The sequence below is a fragment of the Candidatus Ozemobacteraceae bacterium genome (genome assembly GCA_035373905.1).
Lineage (GTDB): Bacteria > Muiribacteriota > Ozemobacteria > Ozemobacterales > Ozemobacteraceae > MWAR01.
In genome coordinates this window covers 1-18,904 of sequence record DAOSOK010000009.1, presented here as the reverse complement: position 1 = coordinate 18,904, position 18,904 = coordinate 1, and the positions used below count along the sequence as shown (strand labels likewise).

Genomic DNA, 18,904 nt, shown 5'->3' with positions numbered 1-18,904 from the left:
GCTTCGAGATGATACCCCCGTTCGCCCTGAGCTTGTCGAAGGGCGGGAACATTCGTCCTTCGACAGGCTCGGCACGAACGGTATCGAGCAGGCGAGTGAATGTGGGATTACTTGTGAGGCGAGCAGCAAAGCGGCTGTTGGATCACCCGTGATTCATGTTCGCTCGCTACCCTGGTCTGCAACGTCGACGCGATACGCGTCGACCGAACGTGTTTTTCCCTTGATCGGCGGGAGATGAAGCGGTTTCAGGAGGCGCAGGAGATCCCCCGATTCCGCGGGGAGGAGGCTTCCGAGTCCGGCTTCAAAAACGATGCCGCCGGTCGCTCCGCAGGGTGACTCCCGGATCAAGCCGTCCGGGCCGAGGCGCATGGCGATGTCGCTGAGGCGCGACGCGAGGTTGACCGTGTCGCCGATCACGGTATATTCGAGGCGGACCTGGGGTGCGCCCATGATGCCGGCGAGCAGAGGCCCGTGAACGACCCCGACGCCAAGGGGCAGATCGAACACCTCGCGAAGATCCGCCATTCGTTCCTGCAATGCGATCGCCGCCCGAAGAGCCGCTTCCGCCGCTCGATCTCGGCCGCCGAGACGGTCGGGAAAAAACACCGCGAGAATCTTCTCGCCGATGAACTTGTCGATGTCGCCGCCGTGGTCGCGGATGGCCTGGGACATGACTTCGAGATATCGGTTGAGCTGCGGAACGAGAAGGGCAGGGTCCGTTCCTGCGAGAACGCTCTTGAAATTCCCCAGGCCGGCGAACAGGACGGCGGCCTCGGTTTGCTCGCCGCGGCGTGCGGCCTCTTCCCTGACGGTGTCACGGGCGACGCTCCTGACGGACTCTGAAACGAAACGGCTGAGCAGCCTGCCTTCCTCGACGCCCTGGGCCATCGAGTTGAACGATGCCGCAAGTTCCCCGAACTCGTCTCGGCGATCGACGGGAAGCCGAACCGTGAAATCTCTGCTCATGATCCGCCCGGCGGCGTCCGACAGCGCGAGGAGCGGTTTGAGGAACCTCGCGGAGACGTGGCGTGCAAGCAGAACGGAAAAGATCAGCATCGCGAACAGGACGCCCCGGCGCCTGTTCATTTCGATTTCCGCCGCCGCTTTCATTTTTCCCGACGGGATCTCGGCGAACAGGATTTTGCCTGCCATACGCCCGGGAAGATGCGACATGATCGTCCGCTCTTCGGAAGCCCGACCAACGACGAGGGTGGCCGACACGCCGGCATTGAGCGTCGCTGCCGAGATGGTCATCAGAGACGGCGACAACGAATCGTAGTTGTTCTTGACGTCGATCTCGCCGTCGCTCTTTCGCTCGATCGTGTAGAACGGGGGGGCGAAGAAAAGCATCGGCTCGAGCCTGTCGGAGAACCCGACCCGGACGGGGGCGGGGCCGTTTCGGGAGGGTGCGCTGCTCAGCAAAGTCTGCGTATCGAACGCATGGGGCTTGAAATTCACCAGAAAAATCCAGCGCAGGAAGCCGTTCGATCGGATCGTGAAGCGGACGAGCGTATCGGCCATCGTGAACAGGGCGATGTTCGACATGTCGTTGGGGGCCACCAGGAACCGGCAGAGGCCGTCTGGCGGTGTCGCGGCCATCAGCAGTTGCTGGCTTTCCTCCATGCCGACGCCGATCAGAAGCTCTTTTCCGGCGGCCTGTGCGGATTTCGAGCTTCTTTCGGCGCCGGTGTTCAGCGAATTCAGGATTCTCGCGCTCAAAAACCGCATCAGATTCGTCAGAAAGGCGATCTTCGAGAGCTGGATGTCGCCGAAAAATGCGAGAAAAAAACCGTCCAGCCCGGTGATCATCGGGGTTGAAGCCATCAGCCCCCAGCGGGCGAGCCGAGTGGCTTCCGCCCGAACGATCGGATTCAGCGACAGGTCGTCCGACGTCGGGCGGCGCAGTTCTGCCGCGGCAAGTTCCTCGTGAAGCCGGCGTCTCGTCACGAGGCGGCTCATGACAGCCGAGGCCCAGGCCTGAATGTATTCCCGATGCCGGTCGGTTGCCTCGAGAGTTTCCCGGAGGGTCGAAATGCTGCCGTTGGTCTGGCTGAGAGCCTGCTCGCCGGACGTGCGTTCGAGCGAGAGAAAACCGAGGAACAGAAATGGCAGCAGAGCGAAGACGAACGCAGCCGTCAACTGCATCGGCAACCCGGGAAGTGTGCGGCCGGTCGCGGCATCGCGCCAGAGTTTCGCGCCGATCGCGCCGAACAACACCCAGATCGCTGTTGCGAGCCAGTAGAGAGGGAGTCGGCTGTCGCCGCCGTGGCTCGCCGGCATGTTTCGCCTGGCCGCGACGATGCGATACCGGCGATCGAGCGTCACTTCGCCTTCCTGGACCTCCCAGCGAGTACATGTGCGTGACGGGCCGGCGAGATATCCGCTCAGTTCGCTGTCCGAACGGAACGCCGGATGGTATATCGAACCGGATATATCGGATGCGGGGAGAAGAGCGACGGCGCATCCGCGACGCGAAAGAAGCCTGATCAGGGCTTTTTTCCCGGAATCGGCGGTCAGTCGGTCGGGCGTGATCGTGAGAAACAGCGCGCCTCTGATGCGCGGAAGGAAGAGATCCTTCCGCCCGAAATTCGCCTCGACGGCGGCTGTGGAAACGGGGCATTCGCCCGAAGGATCGCTTCCAAACAGCGGAAACCAGGTGAACAGGACGTCCCTGCTTCGAACCGGTATTTTGAGAAAACGACCGAACCCTTCCTTCAGCGCCCCCCACGTGTTCGTCTTGGAAAATCGCTTGCGCATCCATTTCTGGTCGTGACCGGGAGTCGTCGGATACATGCAGGACCGGAGTTCGCTCCGAAAGATCTGAAAGACGTCATTCCATTCGTCGAGGGTGAAAATATGGGGCTTGCCGTAGGAGAGTCCGACCGGCGAGTCTTCAAGCCCTGAACGGCCGAAGGAGAAAACGCACCGGAGCCCTGGAAACAGTCTCCGGAGATGGTGAATTCTGCTCTGGATGAACCGTCTCGAAGAGGATGTGCCGCAATCGATCGACATGACGGGGGCGATGAGTTGTTGGATCAGCAGAAGGCTCAGGACGTGTGAATCGGTCGTCTGCTCGGCCAGCTGGAGATCCTGGCGGAGCTGGGCGCGCACGCGGTTGCTGATCGCGTCGCGGGAAGAGGCGTCGAGATCGCGCGATGCCGTTAGCATCAACAGGAGCGGCGTGACCCAGAGAACGAGGGCGATCGCGATCGAAACGGCTGAAACGCCCGACGCCTGTTTGGCTGCAGGGGTATCGGCTCCGTTGGGAACGAGCGGTTTCGATGCATGCGGAGCATTTGCATGCGCGCCTGCGGCAGGAACCGGAATGGAAGGTGCTGGGAGGGGATCGGCAGCCTGTCGGGCGTTCGACCCCCGCCTGCCGCCCGAGGACCGAACGTCAACGAGTTCCCACGCGGATTCCTGGTGCCCATCGGATCCGACCGGCAGAGGTTCGAATGTGAAATCACCACCGGCGGCACGATGAACGGCGTCGGATGCTATGACGAGGGTGTGGCGGCCTGATTTCGAAAGGGCCTCCAGGTCGGCCGCGCGCTTGAGAGGCTCGCCGAGAACGGTGAAATCAAGCCGGACATGAGGATCGCCGAGGACGCCGGTGACCACCTCTCCCTGGTCGATGCCGACGCCAATACCGTAGGTGAACGTTCCGCGCTCGCGGCGCTCCTCCTGAAGACTCCGATGGGCCAGCATCATTTCGTGGCCGGCGAGGAGCGCGCGGTCGACAGGGCTGCTCTCCGCGGCGTCGGGAAGAAATACGGCCTGTATGGCATCGCCTATGAAACGGTCGATCGAGCCGCCGTGCCTCTGGATGATGGCCGTCATCGCAGCAAGATGCGCGTTGAGCATTGCGAAGATCTCGGGGGCCGCATGCGACTCGCTCAGCGTGGTGAAGCTTCGCACGTCCGTGACGAGAAGGGCGGCCTGTGATCGCGCCGCATCGGTGCGGCCGCTCAGATTACCACCGCTGGAGACGACGTCGAGAACCTGGGAAGAGACGAACCGGCTCATGGCGCGCCGTTCCCTCAGCCAGCCGATCATGGTGTCGAGGGTATCTGCCGTGGTGCCGAGTTCATCGGCACGCTCGATGTGAACCCGGGCCTCGAGATCGTTCGACGAAACGCGCCGCAGGGTTTCCGACATCCGGCGCACGGGCTCCGCCAGCCATCCGGACAGGAGAACGCCGACGCCGACCAGGAGGGCGAGCATGCAGAAGAAGATCAGCAGCGAACGGGCCAGATCGCTCGACTGCTCGCGAAGGATCGGATCGAGGGGGGCCATGATGCCGAGCGTATACTCCGGCATCGTCTTTCCCTTGAATAGAACCGTCTCGGAAAGGGATTCCTTCATGTCGGGAAGATTCCGGGCGGCGAGGGAGAGAGTGCCGATCTGGCCGGGTGTCGCGGCGGCCGATTCCAGCTTCAGGTTCGATCCGTGCCTTCGGAAGGCGCAGACGCCGAGATCAGGATTTTCCCGATGGAGGCGTGCGAGCGACTCAGACAGATACGTGCGGTAGACGCGATCTTGGGCCCACATGATGAAGATCATGTAGCGCGCGCCCCCGCGGTGAAAGACGAAGTCGTAATACCGCAGGGTGTGCCTGTTGCCGAGTCGGTACCCGTAGGCTGTGTCCGCCGGCCCGAGAAAGTTGTCGTTTTTGGAGAGGATATCGAGATTGCCCAGCTCCGCGGCGGAGGATTTGCGCTTCTTCGAGGCCGCCGCGCTTTCCCGGGCAACCTGAGGCGCAATTCTCGCGAGGGTTTCAGCGGCCAGAAACTCGTGATACCACGCGAGGCGCTCGGCCGTGTCGGGATTGACGGAAGGAGATACCCGGGTGAGTTTGAACCCGCCGTGTCCGAATATGAAAATTCCTGTCAGTTCCATTCCGGAAGAAGCGCAGCGAGACGCAAGTGTGTGAAGCAACCTGTCTCCGGCTTCGACGTTGTCGACCGCTTTGTCGAGTTCGGCGCCGAGGGAGGGGGATTTGAGAATATCGCGGCAGGTCTGGAGGAAGCCCTGGGTGATGGAGGAACTGCCGGAATCGATGCGCTCGAGATGACGATACAGGGTCGAACGGAGTTCGGTGCGCCTGTTCGATGCCCGATCGGCGGCGAGACGCTCCTGCGCTGCGAGGAGAAGGGCGGCCGGAATCGCAGCCAGCATGAGGAGCCAGAGAAGGAGAGTGGAACGGACGGAGAGCGATGGGAGGGAGCGGCCGGTGGCGATCATTGCCGCAAGCAAGAGGAACGCCGCCGTGAGAACGGCTGCGCCGAGATTCCGGATAAGGGCGACGGCTGGAAGAGGGATTCCGGGAGCTGGAGAGACGATGATTCCCGCGTGTCCGGAAAGGGGGGGCAGGGGGAGGGGATACAGCCAGACCGGGCCGTCGGTGACCGGTGTGTCGAGAGCCTTGAGATCTATTCCGCCGATTTTTGGCGTCTGAAGGGTTTCGAAGGTTGCTGCCGGAATAGGCGTCGCCTTCAGGCGGCGACCGAGGCTTCGCAGTCCCTGACGCGCATGAAGGTCGTCGGCAAGAAGCGAGGGAAGGAGGATGCGGCGCCTGTGCCGGGTGCCTGGTGCGGGAAGGTCGATGGCGGCTGGGAGGAACGCGGGCGAAGGCGAGATCGTTTTCCAGCGTCGGATGGCCAACTCGACGCCCCGCCGGGCGAAGTCCAGGTCGAGAGGCCAGAACAGGAACACCGCGCCGGTCGTTGCCCCGGTGGGACCACGCAGAACGTCCCAGGCGGCGAGGCCGAACCTGTGCCGGAAGGTGATGAAGAAGGCCCGCCCGCGCCATGCGCCCGTGAACAGCTCGGTTGGAACGCCGTCCCCGAACGTCGCTTTCAATCGCGACGTCCAGGATTCGTCGCCTGCCCGCACTGTTCCGTCGGCTTCGTGCGCCAGTTCCCTGAGGAGGCCGCGAAAGAAAACGCGGAAATCGCTCCTCAGGTTCGCTCCCTCGAGAAGCGCGAACGGACCGGAAGGATTCGCCGGATCTTTCTCGGCGGCCCAGGCCTGAAGGCCCGGAAAGCCCCGTTGCTGGAGGGATGAAACGGATGACGAGAGGACCCGCGCGACGGATGCCGATGGCGGGGCGCGGTGCAGATGAGCTGTCACCTGTCGGAGACTCTCTTCCAGCCAGAATTCGGGGGTGGCTCGCTCCCGGTAACGCTCCGCGAGAGGGCGGACCGTGCCGAGCCATTTCTGCACGGCGTTTTCACGAGCCAGGGAGGTCAGGCCGCCCGCCTCGGCATGGAGGATGACCAGCGGGATGATGCCGACGAGAAGCGGAAGCAGGGCGGCCAGCCAGCCGGAATGGGAATGGGGCGTTGTTCTGTTTGTCACCATGGAGCCTCTCGGGTTCATACTATGCGATGAGGGGTTCTCCGGGCAACGTGGCGTAAGATATATATATCAATATTATTATCCTCGTTGTTTCGCTCGGGGTGGCGGCCTGGCATGGGCCCGTGCCGTATGTCGTGAAATTCGGAATGCGAATGCTTGACGTCCACGCCCGAAGGGCGTATAACATCCCGCATTTACAGACGGACTGACAGCCGTCGGCCAGTAAAGGGCGAATTGTAGCGATGACATTGCTTGCTCTTGGGTGGTTGTTCTTTTTCATCAGTTTTGTGACCGGCGCGTTCGGTCATGACACGGCGGTAGGCTGGCGGCGCTTCGGATGCCGTATGGCAGCGACAGGCTCGGCCTTCATTCTGGCGCTGGGCGTCACCGGACTGGCCGGCGCCGAATGGCGGTTTGCCTGGGATATCCCGGCCGTTCTCGGGCCGAGCACGTTCGTGCTCGACAGGCTTTCCGGCCTGTTTCTCACGATGCTCGGCGGGGTTGGGGTGGCGGCCTCGATATTTTCCGAAGGCTACCTCGAGCATCTCGAGAAACGCTGGAACTTTCACTGGATGCCGATCTGCCAGGCGCTCTTTCTCGGCTCGATGGCGGGCGTCTTCGTTGCCGGGACGATTCCCACCTTCCTTTTCTTCTGGGAACTGATGGCGCTCAGCTCGTTCGGCCTCGTCATGCTCGACTCGCTCACCGAGAGCCGCAGACGGACCGGCTTCATCTACCTCGCGATGACGCACGTCGGAACCGCTTTCCTCACGCTCGCCCTGCTTTGGCCCTGTGCCAGAAGCGGCTCCGGGTGGGCCATCACGGACTGGGTCTCCGGTCTCGCCGGTTTCGGCGGCTGGGAGCGCATCGTCGTCATTGCCTGTTTGCTGATCGGCTTCGGCACGAAAGCCGGCATGATGCCCTTCCACGTCTGGCTTCCCCGCGCGCATCCGCAGGCGCCTTCCCACGTGTCGGCCCTCATGTCGGGCGTGATGGTGAAAACCGGTATCTACGGCCTGTTTCGTTTTCTGACCGGTTCCGGCGTCGTTCTGCACGCCGAACTGGGCTGGGTGCTTCTGGGAATCGGCTTCGTGTCGATGCTGCTGGGCGTGCTCTACGCCTGCAACGAGCACCATCTCAAAACGCTGCTCGCCTATTCGAGCATCGAAAATGTCGGCATCGTCCTGCTTGCCCTCGGCATGGGGATTCTCCTGAGAACCTGGGGCCACGAGGCGGATGCGGCGCTGGCGTTCTCCGCGGGCCTCTTCCATGCCTTCAACCATGCATTTTTCAAAGGACTGCTGTTCATGTCCGCCGGCGCCGTCCAGGCGACGTCGCACGACGGCAACATGGACGAACTGGGTGGAATGGCCCGCACGATTCCGGCCGCCTCGATGCTGTTCTTCGTCGGTGCCCTGGCGATCTCCTGTCTGCCGCCGCTGAACGGCTTCGCCGGGGAATGGCTCGTCTACCGCAGCGTTCTCAGCGGATTTGCACTGCCCGGCCTTGCGAGCAAGATCGTCCTGCCCCTGATGGCGGCCGGGCTCGCCCTCGCCGGCGCTCTCGCCGCCGGCTGTTTCGTGAAGGCCTTCGGCACGATCTTCCTCGGAAAACCCCGCTCCCATGCCGCCGGACACCAGGCTGCTCCCGGAATGAAACGTATGATCGCCGGGATGATGCTTCCCGCCGTCGCCTGCGTCGTCTTCGGCGTCTTCCCCGAAATCGTCATCAAACCGCTGACCACGATGTTCGAGGCCTCGCGCGGGCTCCCATACGGACCGTATGCCCTGTCCTGGCCGGGCCGGCCTGATGAGGGCGTCCAGCCGCTGCTGGTGCTCTCCTGCCTCGCCGCCGGTATACTGATGGCCTGGTGGATCCTCGGACGGCGTGGTCGCGCCCCGGCCGCCGCGGTCGTCGAGACCTGGAATTGCGGCACCCCCCTCACGCCCCGGATGGCTTACACGGCGTCCGCCTTCGCCGAGCCCGTAAAGGTGAATTTCGCCTGGCTGCTCCAGCTCCGGCGCGACCTGCGCGATCACGGCCCGCTCGCGCCGTTGCTGCCCTCGCGCATGACCTACAGGCTCGAGACGGTGCACCTCTTCGTCGATTATCTCTATAAGCCGCTCCTCCGCGGCATCCTGGCCTTGTCGCACGGCGTCCAGAAACTCCAGGCCGGCTCGCTGAACGCCTACCTGGCCCTGTTGTTCGCCGTCATCGTCGGCCTGCTGATCATGGGAGGCATCCGATGAACACGCTCGTGCTCCTGTTCGTGAAACTGACGGGGCTTCTGCTCCTGGCCCCGATCCTCCAGGGAATGATCAAGCGACTGAAGGGAACGATCCAGGGCCGCCAGGGCCCGGGCGTGTTCCAGCCCTTCCGCGACGTGAAAAAACTGCTTGCAAAACGACGCGTCATCAGCCGGGAAACCTCGTGGGTGTTCGGAATCGCCCCCATCGTCGCCTTCGCGGCCGTGCTGACCGCCTCGCTCATGGTGCCCTGGATCGACCCGACGCCGTGGAATTACATGTCCGATCTGCTCCTCTTCGTCTACCTGCTCGCCATCCCGAGGTTCATGATGGCGCTCGCCGGCCTCGACGCCTCCGGCTCGTTCGGCGGCATGTCCAGTTCTCGCGAGATGGCCGTCTCCGCCCTCGCCGAACCGGCCCTGCTCCTGGCGCTCCTGACTCTCGCTCTGCCTGCGCGGTCGCTGAACCTCCAGAACCTCATCGGGGGCTCCGACGCCGTGCCGATCTTCACCCCCGCCGGCCTTCTCGCGGGCGTTGCGTTCTTTGTCGTCGTCGTCGCCGAGCTCGGCCGCATCCCGGTCGACAACCCCGACACCCACCTGGAATTGACGATGATCCACGAGGGCATGGTGCTTGAATATTCCGGGCCCCAGCTCGCCCTGATTCACCTGACCTACTGGATCAAACAGGTGACGCTCGTGCTGCTGCTGATGAACGTCTTTGCCCCGTTCGGCCTTGTCTTCGCCATCGATGCCGCGGCCGGCCTCGTTGCCGTGGGCTGGCTCCTCGCCAAGCTCGCCATGGCCGCAATCGCGCTGGCGCTTACCGAAACGCTGCTCGCCAAGCTTCGGCTGTTCCAGATGATGGACCTGATGGGGCTGTCCCTGGTCCTGTCGATCACGGCGCTTCTCTTCGTGGCGACCGGAAGCTGAGGAAATATAATATGCAATGTTATAATAACGTGGTCACCTGGATGGGCACGATCATCCTCGTCTCGGGATTCCTCACGGTCTTGTTTCGCCGGTTCTGGAATATTCTCGCTTGCTACCGGATCCAGTCCCTCGCACTCGCGATCGCGACCTGGACGGCCGGACGCATGACGGGAAACGGGCATCTCGAGATGATCGCCTACGCGACGCTTCTCGTGAAGGCCATCTTGATCCCGTCCTGGATCCGCCACGTGCTCAAGCGCATCAGCACGCGAACGGAAGCGCGTCTCACGGTCGGCGTGGCCTTTTACCTGTTCAGCGCCGCGGGCTTGCTCCTGCTTTCGCACGTCGTCGCATCGCGTGCCCTGTACGGCCTCAGGGCATCGCCCGAGGCTCTGACGGAAGTGCTGGCGCTCGTGCTGATCGGACTCTTTCAGATGATGACCCGGCGCGAGGCCGTGACCCAGATGATGGGTATTCTCTTCATCGAGAACGCGCTCACCCTGGCCGCCCTCCAGCTCGCCAAAGGCCTGCCGATGGTCATCGAACTCGGCATCATGCTCGACGTGCTGATCGGCATTCTCGCGATGGGCATTCTCGTCTACCGCATCCAGGAACAGTTCGACACGACCGACACGGCCCGGCTGTCGACGCTGCACGGCTGAGGAGGCGCATATGCTGTCGACACTCATCACCGCGTTGGCCATCTTCTCCGGCGTCGCCTTTCTGCCGGCCCCGGTCGTCTTCTCGACCGCGATCGCGATGCTCGCGAGTCTCACCCTCTGGGGCGTCGGCGGCAGCCTGGTCTGGTCGGTTCTCGTCGACGGCCGGATGCAGAGCGCCTGGGGCATCTTCTACCTGGATCGCCTCGGCGGCTTTTTCCTCGGCGTTCTCGTTCTGGTCGGCGGCGCCGTTCTACTGAATGTCGCAGGGCAGCTCAGGACAGCCGCCGCCTCGGATGCCGGGCATGATGCCTCCGGTTCTCCGAAAAGGGCGGGGGAGGTGCCGTTGACGGTTTCCCTCGGCCTGACCCTGTTGTTCCTGCTTGCCATGATTCTCGGCCTGAGTTCACGCAATCTCGGCCTGATCTGGGTCTGCGTCGAATGCACGACGATGATCTCGGCCCTGCTGATCGGCTTCGAGCACCAGCGCGCCGCTCTCGAGGCCGCCTGGAAATACATCATCCTTTGCACGGTCGGTCTCTCCTTCTCGCTGCTTGGTCTCATCCTGCTGGTCTACGCCGCCGAGATTTCCGGCGCCGTCCCGACGCTCGATCCGGTCGGCCTTGCGTTCCTCGCCCCCCAGCTTCCGCCGGCCCTTCTGAAACTCGCGTTCCTGCTCATTCTCGTCGGCTTCGGCACCAAGGCGGGCTTCGCGCCCCTTCATTCGTGGCTTCCCGATGCCCACTCCCAGGCGCCTGCGCCGACCAGCGCCCTGCTCTCGGCCGTCCTCCTCAACTGCTCCGTCTACGCGATCATACGTACCGCCGGAGTCATGAGCGCCGCCGGCCTCGGCGCCGATGTCCGCTCGGGAATGCTGCTGTTCGGCTTCGTCTCGGTTCTTTTCGCGGCCCTGTTCCTCCTCGTCCAGCACGATCTCAAGCGCATGCTGGCCTACTCCAGCATCGAGCACATCGGCCTGATCTCCCTGGGAATCGGCATCGGAACCCCGCTGTCCATCTTCGCCGCCCTGATCCATACCGTCACCCATTCGCTCGCCAAATCCCTCGCATTCCTTTCCGCCGGCGAGATGGTCCGGACGGCCCACTCTCACGACATGAACCGGATGCTCGGCATGCTGCGCCGCCGACCGGCCGCCGCCACCGGCTTCACCCTCGCCATGACCGGTCTCGCCGGTCTTCCCCCGTGGCCGATCTTCGCGACCGAACTGCTGCTCGTCTGGGCGGCGATCGGGGCCGGTCGCCTCTGGCTGGCGATGAGCCTGCTGCTGCTCCTCGCGATCGCCTTCACCGGCCTGCTGTACCACACGATCCGAGTCGTGTATGGTGACGATCCGCATCATCACCATCACCATTACAGAGAGGGCCGCGGCTACCAGGCGGAACCCGCAATTCCCGAAACCGTCGTGACGAAGCGGGAATCCGGCCTGATCTGGCGCGACCTTTCCATGGCCGTCCTCGCCCTCATGGTCATCGCGACGCCCCTGCTGCTGCTCTCCCCGGCCGCCGAAACGATTCGGGCGGTCGCGGCCGTCATCCCGGGAGGTGGACTATGAACCGTCTCGAAGAATTCCTGACAGCTTGGCGCCTGTCGCCGGCGAAGGATTCGCCGGTTGATACAATCGTTGCCGATATAGAAATCGACCGGCTGCATGAGGTGGCCGCCGCCGCCCGACGCGACCACGCGGCGTCGCTCGCGATGATGACCGCCCTCGACCTCCTGCCCGAGTCGCCCCGCTTCCGTCTCGTCGTGGTCCTCCACGTGCCGGGCGAAAAGCGGTATCTCGTGCTTCGCGCCCCCGTGAGCGCCGACAAGCCTGAGTTCCCGACGCTGACCGCTCTCTTCGCCAACGCCAACTGGCCGGAACGCGAGATCAGGGACATGTTCGGCCTGATTCCGCTCGGACACCCCGATCCGCGCCCCTTCGTCTGGAAAGGCGGTTGGCCCCGCGACCTGGCGCCCCTCCGAAAGGACGTGAAGCTCGATCGCGCCTATCCCGTCGAGCGGGCCCTCTTCCCGGTGACGCAGGTGGAAGGCGAGGGGGTGTACGAGGTGCCGGTCGGGCCGATCCATGCCGGCATCATCGAGCCCGGCCACTTCCGGTTCCAGGCCGTCGGCGACACGATGCTGGCCCTCGATGCACAGCTGTTCTTCTGCCATCGAGGCATCGAGAAGATGGCCGAAGGCCGCGACACCTCCTCGGCCCTGCTTCTCGCTGAGCGCCAGTGCGGAACCTGCTCCGTCAGCAACGCCCTGTCCTTCTGTCAGGCCGTTGAACGCGCCGCTCGCGTCACGGTGCCCGCGAGAGCCCGCGCCCTGCGGCTCGTGGTCGCCGAGCTCGAGCGCATCTACAACCACGTGAACGACATCGCGGCCATCCCGGGCGGTGTCGGCTTCGCCTTCCTCGGCAATCAGGGACTTCGGGTGAAGGAGGAGATGCAGCGCCGGCTCCGGGCCCTGTGCGGCCATCGCTTCATCCGGAACGTGCTTGTGCCGGGCGGAATGCGTCAGAACTTCGACGACGCGGCGGTGCAACGGATCGCCGAAGAGTTCGAGGGGCTCTGGAACGAACTGAAAAAGCCCGTCAAGATTGCTCTCGACCACAGCATCTTCCTCGACCGCCTCGAAACGACGGGATACCTGACGACGCAGAACGCCTTGTCTCTCCACGCCGTCGGCCCGGCGGCGCGAGCCTCGAACGTCGCTGCCGATACCCGTCTCGATCATCCGTATGACGGATACGCGGAGTTGGGAACCTGGAAGATTCCAACGCGCCTCGAAGGCGACGTCATGGCCCGCTTCCGCCAGCGTATCGCCGAACTCGACCAGTCGGTCGAGCTGTTGAAGAACGCCGCGACATCACTCCCGGCCGGCCCCGTTCTCGAGGCCGTCAGCCGGCCGGCGGCGGGCGCATGGGCGATCGGCGCAACCGAATCGGCCCGCGGCGAGAATATGATTCTCCTTCGGTTCGGCCAGAACGGCCTCGTCGACAGATATGCCGTGAGGACCGCGTCGTATTGCCTCTGGCCATGTATACCGACAACTATTCGAGGAAATATCGTTCCCGATTTTCCTCTCATCAACAAGAGTTTCGAACTCTGTTATGCCGATGTCGATCGCTGAGGCCCGAATATGCTGAAACAACTCTGGATTGCGCTGACGAAACGCGGCGTCGTCGGAACTCCCGACACGCTCCCCTCCGCGCGGATGAACATGACCGGAAAACCTTTTCTGACGGCGGGGCGCTGCACCGCCTGCGCCGATTGCGTCAAGGCATGCCCGGCATCGGCCCTGCGCATCGTCGGGGAAGAGGCGTCCGGCGGAAGCGGGCGAACGCTGGAAATATCGGCGGGTCGCTGCATCGGCTGTGCCCGTTGCATCGAAGCCTGTCGCCCGAACGCCATCGCCTTCCTTCACGGAGCGGAAACCTGGACGACGGGCGCCGCCGACGAGTGGCGCACGATCGAAACGCGGGAGGGAAAATGATATGACGGTCCACCTCGAAAAAATCGACTTCCCTCTGCCGCCCGAACCGGCTGATCCCGAGGCGCTCCGGGCCATGCTCGGTTCCCTCCACTTCAGACATCTCGACGTCGGTTCGTGCAACGCCTGCGACAACGAGCTGATCGCCCTTGGCGGCCCCCATTACGACATGCAGCGCCTCGGCATCGACTGCGTAGCCTCCCCCCGCCACGCGGACGTCCTCATGCTGACCGGTCCCGTCAGCCGTAACTCTCTCGCAGCCGTCTACGAAACATATACCTGCGCCCCCCTGCCGCGACTCGTCATCGCCGTCGGAAACTGCGCCTGCACGGGCGGCGTCTTCGCCGGCAGTTACGCCGTGTTCGACGGCGCCCGCGAGGTCGTCAGCGTCGCGATCAGCATCCCCGGCTGCCCCCCGTCTCCCGACGAGATCCTCGCCGCCCTCGCCAACGGCCTCCGCGCCTACGCCGCCCTCCAAAAACCAAAGCCGTAACATCCCCTTGCGATCCCTGTGACATCAGCCTCCACGGCGTAGGGGCGGATCGCGATCCGCCCTGATCGCCCTGATGATGAACCCCGTCATCTTGTTCTCTTCGATTCTGTGCTAGAGATGGTGATACAAAAGAACGCGGGCGATTCCTGATGGAACCGCCCGCGTTATTATATAACGAAACGTTTACTTTTTCACGGCCAGATCGATGTAATCCGTCGTGACGGTCGGCCGGTCTTTTGCGCCGAGGAACTCGAGGAGCTCGGCGATGATCTTCGCTTTGCTTTCGGCATCCTGACGGCTCCAGGTGCGGCTCTTGATCTCGATGAAGTTGCCGATGGCCGGTTTCTTCATGGTGTCGATATTGATGAAGAACTCGGTCTCCTTGAAGTGGACGAGATACCGCAGCCGGTCCTTCTGGACCTCGGTTTCGTCCTTCGGCTGGAAATACTCGCGGTAGAACCGGAGCGAGTTGTTTGCCGGGGCAAGATAGCGGCTGCGGGAGAGCAGGACGGCCGACGGATACTTGTTCTCGCGGTCCTGGCCGAGAAGCGTGAGCCGTGCACGGACCTGGGTGACTTGGCCCTTCTCATCGACGAACTCGTCTTCGCGGTATCGCAGGCGGCCCTGGGTCGTGTCCTCGAAGTCGAAATACGTGTCGAACTGGCGGTAGTGACGCTTGCGCTCGATCTCGATATCGCCCTTCTCGAGCTTGGCGACGATCGGGGCGGTCTCGTCGATCTTCACCTTGACCTGGACCTCGAAGCTCTCCTCCTCCATGGCGCCACCGATCGCGACCAGCTTCGACAGCACCGACTGCTCGCGTTTGGCGAGGAACGAATCAATGCGGCCGGCATACGCGGCAGCGTCTTTGACCAGGCCGGATTCGTCGAGTGTCAGCACCTTGCGGTCGCGCATCAGCCACTTGCCGTTCACCATCGAGTCGGTGACGTCCGTCGACTTCGTCGCGTAGACAATCTGAGAATAGATGCATGTCTCGTCGCGCTTGAACCGCGGCTGGTTGTGGAGCGGATGAATATCAATGGTTATAATATCGGCGCGCTTGCCGGGGATGAGCGAGCCCGTGATCGAGTCGATGTGCAGCGCGCGGGCGCCGAGACGGGTTGCCATCAATACGACGCTGCGGGCGGGAAGGGCGGTTGGATCGAGCGTCGAGAGCTTCGCGAGGAAGCTGGCGAGCCGCATCTCCTCGAACATGTCGAGGTCGTTATTCGAGGCGGGGCCGTCGGTGCCGAGACCGACCGAGACGCCGAGCTCGAGCATGCGCTTGGTCGGCGCCGCGCCGGAAGCCAGCTTCATGTTCGAGGACGGATTGTGAATCGCGCTGACGCGGTGTTTCGCCATCTCGCGCATCTCGCCCTCGTCGATGTAGACGCAGTGGGCGGCGATGGTCTTGGTGTCGAGCAGGTTTTGCTTGCGGAAGTAGGGGATGCCGGGCATGCCATACTGCGTGCGAAGCCCTTCGACCTCCTGCGAGGTTTCCGAAAGATGCGTGTGCAGAGGAACGTCGTATTCCATCGCGATCGCGGCGCAAGCTTTCAGCAGCTCGGGCGTCGTGGTATACGGCGCGTGGGGCGCGATCGCGGGTATGATCAGCGGATGCCCCTTCCATTTCTGGATGAAGGTACGGGTGTAACTGAGAGCGTCGTCATACGACGGCGCATCGGGCGCCGGGAACTTGAGAACCGACTCGCCGCACACGGCGCGCATTCCGGACTCGGCTGCCGCCTTGGCAACCTCGTCCTCGAAGTAATACATGTCGGCGAAACAGGTCGTGCCGCTGCGGATCATCTCGGCGCAGGCGATCTTGGTGCCGAGATACACGAACTCCGGCGTCACGAACTCGCGCTCGACGGGCATCATGTATCCCATCAGCCAGACGTCGAGCCGCAGATCGTCGGCCAGACCTCGCAGAAGCGTCATCGGCGCGTGCGTGTGGGCGTTGATCAGGCCGGGCATCAGCACCTTGCCGGCGCAGTCGACCGTCTCCTTGCCGGAATACTCCTGCCTGATATCGCCATCGGGCCCGATCGCGACGATCGTCTCGCCGTTGACCGCGATCGCGCCTTTCTCATACTGCGTGAACTCCTGATCCATGGTCAGGATATGGGCGTTGGTGAACAGAACATCAACTTGTTTCATCGGGTCTTCTTCTCACCTTTCATGTTCAGTCGGCCGGGATTCTCCGGTTCGTTTGCCCGGCATTGTACCACGATACGTGATATCCGCCAACGAACATGTGACGAAAAACGAACGGGGCCGCGATCGTGACGTCGCAGCCCCGGAAAGAGAATCTTTGACAGGCGCTATTGAATTCTGATGACTTCATACCTCCCCTTCGCTCTGAGCTTGTCGTAGGGCGAAAGAACCCGTGTTTTTACGCCCTCACCACCAACGGAAAGGCGAAGAAGGTTGCTGTCATGAATGAATCAATCCCCCCTTTCCGCTGAACTCATTCTCCCCGCATCGCCAGGGGCGGACTCCCCTTCTGCAGTATTTCCCGAGGTGTCTGGTAGTTGGACCTTGATGTCGAGCTTGTCGTGAGAGGTGGCCCAGAGCAGAAGGGCGATTGCTTTGAGCTTGTCGTCGGGAAGCGCCAGCGACGCCTTTTCGGCGACGTGCCGCACGGCTTCCGTCAGGTCGGTCATGATGCGATCCTGTTGGCGGACGAGACCGGCTGGATCCATGCTTTCGGCTCTGCCTGGCGAGGCGATCTTCGTCAGCCCGTTCGCAGCGGCTGACTCGATGAGGCTCGGAGGTTCCATGGTGAATACCTCAGCGATCAGATCGGGGGTGAACCTGAGTGAGTTGAGGACACTGTTCAATAGGTTCGACAGTTCCACCATCCGGGTTGAATCCGGGGAAAACAGGGCGCGGATGTCGGCGGGGCTCGAAACCGCGTCGAGCTGCTCGCGCATTTTTTCGATCAGCTGGTAGAGCCCGGCAAACTCGGTCCGCGACTTTTCTCCGACGAGGATCGTGACGGCATCGGCGATCAGGGAAAGGGAGTTGCGCTTGTTTTCCCGAAGCCGCGCCGTCTCAATTCCGTCTTCGATCTCGCCCCCGTCGCTTGCGCCGGGGATCATCTTCTTCAGCGGCCGGAAGATGAACGCATCGTCGTAATCGTCGAGGGCGCTCAGTTCTTCGCTCGTGAAGCCGAGCAGGCGGGCCCGTTCTTCGAGTCTGCGGATAAAGACCCCACGCCCGTCTTCGGAGCTCATTTCGCCGTTTTCGACGGCTTCGGCAACGTCCAGCTCGATCTCGAACGCGGCCATGACGAGAGCATCGAACCGGTCTCCAAACTTCAGACGCCGGGCTTCATCGCGAGCGGCCAGAGCGTTTGCGATCGACGTGATTCCTTGCCCGAGAAGCGAAAGAGATTCCCCGGACAGCATCGAGGTCAGTTCCCCGATGTTGATATCCTGAGATTTGCCGAGCTTCCGGAGTTCGTGGACCAGCTGCGCTTCGAAACTTCTTCCGGGAGTCAAGGTCTCCGCGCGCACGATGATGCCGGGCTTCAGCATCGGCAGAACGCTTTCGCACGTTTCTGCACCCTTGATCGCGCGGATGATGAGATTTCGGGTGGGGTGGTCGGTGAAGGCATAGGAAATCTGGTAGTAGCCGCGATCGTCCGTCTGGCTCTGGCCGAGAATCACTTCGTTGCCGCTTTTCCCGTCGAAAGTCGAAAGCGTGACCGTCGTGTCGGCAAACGGACACGTCAGGGAAGCCCCGACGCGGGCCTTGATGTTCGCCGGAAGACTGGATCTGCTTACATAGCCCTCGACGCCGCCCCGGATCGTGTCGGGGGGAAGAAGGCCGGCGGGATTCCCCCCGCCGTCACTGCTGCTTCCGCAGCCGGTGAAGAACATCGAGCAGACGAACGCCGTCAGAAACGCGAAATATCGAATTTCGCCCCGCTGGGCACGCTTCATGAGAACGCCTCCTTACAGGAAGAACGGCTTGCACCTTCTGTATGGTGCAGGTTCACTGTTTCTTATCGGCAACCCGGCGTGGATTTATGAAGGCAGCCAGAATATCCCGGCCTGATGTGCGCTGAAAAGGTGGTGGGAGATGTCGCCGATTCTCTTATGGGGCCTGTTTGAAAGGCTGCCGAGGATCTTCGGGTGGGGGAACTCTTTGCGGAGCGAACCGGCACTGACGGGCGCTTCGAGCGTGTGAAAGGTTCCCATCCGGTCCAGAAGGCCTTTGACGCCTTTCTGTACGGCCTCGGTTGCCTCCTCGTCGGTCTCGGAGAACGAGGTGACTGAGTCGAACTCGAGCGGAATGATCTCTTCCCCCCGCGAGTTGATGAAGCCCCATTTCTGCCCTTTCCGGACGGCGGCGCGATCGCGGTGGAACCCGTACGCCTCATCATCGGCTGGTGGGACGACGACGTTCCCCGCCTGGTCGATGAAACCGTACCGATTGTCGAGGGCCTTGACCCAGCAACGGTTTTCGCTGATCGTTCCGACATCTTTGAACGCAAGGGAACTGCGTTCCTTTCCGCCGGGAACACGGATCCGCCAGAAACCGGCTTCTTTCGCGAGGATGACGCCCGTCTCCTCGAACCACCGGACATCATCGAGAGTGGGGGGAACGGGAAATGTTCCGGTTTTCGGATCGAAAAATCCGTGCAGCCGAGATAAAGTCCCAGGAAGTGGTGTAAAAACGGCCCCGGGAAAATGACCGGGGCCG

The 18,904-nt window shown here is 62.7% G+C and carries 11 protein-coding genes; 7 read left to right on the top strand and 4 right to left on the bottom strand.

The genetic code is table 11. The features are described 5' to 3' along the window. Positions 1-153: 153 nt before the first annotated feature. Positions 154-6,363, bottom strand: coding sequence for an adenylate/guanylate cyclase domain-containing protein (locus PLU72_05980; protein ID HOT27717.1), 6,210 nt, complete (start codon positions 6,361-6,363; stop codon positions 154-156). Positions 6,364-6,704: 341 nt separating this feature from the next. Here PLU72_05980 and PLU72_05975 point away from each other — a divergent pair, with 341 nt between their 5' ends. The 7 genes from PLU72_05975 to PLU72_05945 are packed head-to-tail and all read left to right on the top strand — an operon-like array spanning position 6,705 to position 14,191. Next, entirely contained in the window at positions 6,705-8,609 is a 1,905-nt protein-coding gene (locus PLU72_05975; GenBank protein HOT27716.1) for a proton-conducting transporter membrane subunit, read from the top strand. Continuing rightward, a complete protein-coding gene (locus PLU72_05970; GenBank protein ID HOT27715.1) occupies positions 8,606-9,538 on the top strand; it encodes an NADH-quinone oxidoreductase subunit H in 933 nt (310 codons plus the stop codon). Before PLU72_05975 ends, PLU72_05970 begins: the two co-directional genes overlap by 4 nt. A gap of 11 nt (positions 9,539-9,549) precedes the next feature. Further along, on the top strand, positions 9,550-10,200 hold the full coding sequence (locus PLU72_05965) for a hypothetical protein (GenBank protein ID HOT27714.1): 651 nt from the start codon (positions 9,550-9,552) through the stop codon (positions 10,198-10,200). A 10-nt stretch (positions 10,201-10,210) separates the two neighbouring features. Next, the gene (locus tag PLU72_05960) at positions 10,211-11,770 is read left to right on the top strand and encodes a proton-conducting transporter membrane subunit (GenBank protein HOT27713.1); all 1,560 of its coding nucleotides are present in this window, start codon (positions 10,211-10,213) and stop codon (positions 11,768-11,770) included. Next, a complete protein-coding gene (locus tag PLU72_05955; GenBank protein HOT27712.1) occupies positions 11,767-13,338 on the top strand; it encodes an NADH-quinone oxidoreductase subunit C in 1,572 nt (523 codons plus the stop codon). The genes PLU72_05960 and PLU72_05955 overlap by 4 nt, the downstream gene beginning before the upstream one ends. 9 nt (positions 13,339-13,347) lie before the next feature. Beyond that, positions 13,348-13,701 carry a 4Fe-4S dicluster domain-containing protein gene (locus tag PLU72_05950; GenBank protein HOT27711.1) on the top strand — a complete coding sequence of 118 codons (354 nt, stop codon included), beginning with the start codon at positions 13,348-13,350 and terminating at the stop codon, positions 13,699-13,701. Between the two features lies 1 nt (position 13,702). Next, a complete protein-coding gene (locus PLU72_05945) occupies positions 13,703-14,191 on the top strand; it encodes a hypothetical protein (protein ID HOT27710.1) in 489 nt (162 codons plus the stop codon). Positions 14,192-14,374: 183 nt separating this feature from the next. Here PLU72_05945 and PLU72_05940 read toward each other — a convergent pair whose 3' ends face one another. The 3 genes from PLU72_05940 to PLU72_05930 form a co-directional block, all read right to left on the bottom strand. After that, on the bottom strand, positions 14,375-16,351 hold the full coding sequence (locus PLU72_05940; protein ID HOT27709.1) for an amidohydrolase family protein: 1,977 nt from the start codon (positions 16,349-16,351) through the stop codon (positions 14,375-14,377). A 287-nt stretch (positions 16,352-16,638) separates the two neighbouring features. Continuing rightward, positions 16,639-18,141, bottom strand: a complete 1,503-nt coding sequence (locus PLU72_05935; protein ID HOT27708.1) for a hypothetical protein — start codon at positions 18,139-18,141, stop codon at positions 16,639-16,641. An 84-nt stretch (positions 18,142-18,225) separates the two neighbouring features. Then, on the bottom strand, positions 18,226-18,904 hold a 679-nt coding region (locus tag PLU72_05930; GenBank protein HOT27707.1), incomplete at its 5' end, for a WG repeat-containing protein.

Excerpts from the sequence above, each read along its gene's own strand:
- PLU72_05980 (HOT27717.1), bottom strand. The coding sequence starts at position 6,363 with ATGGTGACAAACAGAACAACGCCCCATTCCCATTCCGGCTGGCTGGCC.
- PLU72_05975 (HOT27716.1), top strand. The coding sequence starts at position 6,705 with ATGGCAGCGACAGGCTCGGCCTTCATTCTGGCGCTGGGCGTCACCGGA.
- PLU72_05970 (HOT27715.1), top strand. The coding sequence starts at position 8,606 with ATGAACACGCTCGTGCTCCTGTTCGTGAAACTGACGGGGCTTCTGCTC.
- PLU72_05965 (HOT27714.1), top strand. The coding sequence starts at position 9,550 with ATGCAATGTTATAATAACGTGGTCACCTGGATGGGCACGATCATCCTC.
- PLU72_05960 (HOT27713.1), top strand. The coding sequence starts at position 10,211 with ATGCTGTCGACACTCATCACCGCGTTGGCCATCTTCTCCGGCGTCGCC.
- PLU72_05955 (HOT27712.1), top strand. The coding sequence starts at position 11,767 with ATGAACCGTCTCGAAGAATTCCTGACAGCTTGGCGCCTGTCGCCGGCG.
- PLU72_05950 (HOT27711.1), top strand. The coding sequence starts at position 13,348 with ATGCTGAAACAACTCTGGATTGCGCTGACGAAACGCGGCGTCGTCGGA.
- PLU72_05945 (HOT27710.1), top strand. The coding sequence starts at position 13,703 with ATGACGGTCCACCTCGAAAAAATCGACTTCCCTCTGCCGCCCGAACCG.
- PLU72_05940 (HOT27709.1), bottom strand. The coding sequence starts at position 16,351 with ATGAAACAAGTTGATGTTCTGTTCACCAACGCCCATATCCTGACCATG.
- PLU72_05935 (HOT27708.1), bottom strand. The coding sequence starts at position 18,141 with ATGAAGCGTGCCCAGCGGGGCGAAATTCGATATTTCGCGTTTCTGACG.